We start from the raw sequence: 434 nt of genomic DNA, 5'->3' as shown, positions 1-434 counted from the left end.
GATGTCTTCAACGACGCTCTCATCGGCCACTTGGTTCTTCCGAAGCCTGCCAATGACATTTTCCAGAAACATGGTGATGGCAGCGACGGACGAACCGAGCGTCTTGCGCGCGCCGATCAAAACGAGTTGGTTCGGCTTGGAGCCGAACGCGATGGATTCCGGATTCTGGAGGTAAGCGGAAACACCCTCGTACAGCCGCGCTTCGGTGTCATGCGGTTCGAAATCGAATGTGACCGCGAGTCGGTTGGTATAGTTTACATGTCCTGCCGCCTGCACGTCGCGGCGCAAGTGCCGCTTGTAGAGCGGAGCCAATCGTCGCCGTAGGCTCTGCAAGGCGATCCGGTCGGCCGCTCGGCCGTACATCGTCCGGAACGCATGCTCGTCGCCAAAGAAATTGTCGTCGATGACGGAAACTAGCCCGAATAGTTCCATCA

At 57.8% G+C, this 434-nt stretch carries 1 pseudogene; it reads right to left on the bottom strand.

The features are described from left to right. Positions 1-434, bottom strand: a pseudogene (locus tag EOA22_RS37195) (helicase SNF2); the annotation flags it as partial.

Origin of the sequence: Mesorhizobium sp. M7A.F.Ca.US.014.04.1.1 (assembly GCF_003998745.1) — a bacterium.
Lineage (GTDB): Bacteria > Pseudomonadota > Alphaproteobacteria > Rhizobiales > Rhizobiaceae > Mesorhizobium > Mesorhizobium ciceri.
Note: the sequence above shows the minus strand (reverse complement) of the source record. Positions and strands in the feature narration are given on the sequence as shown.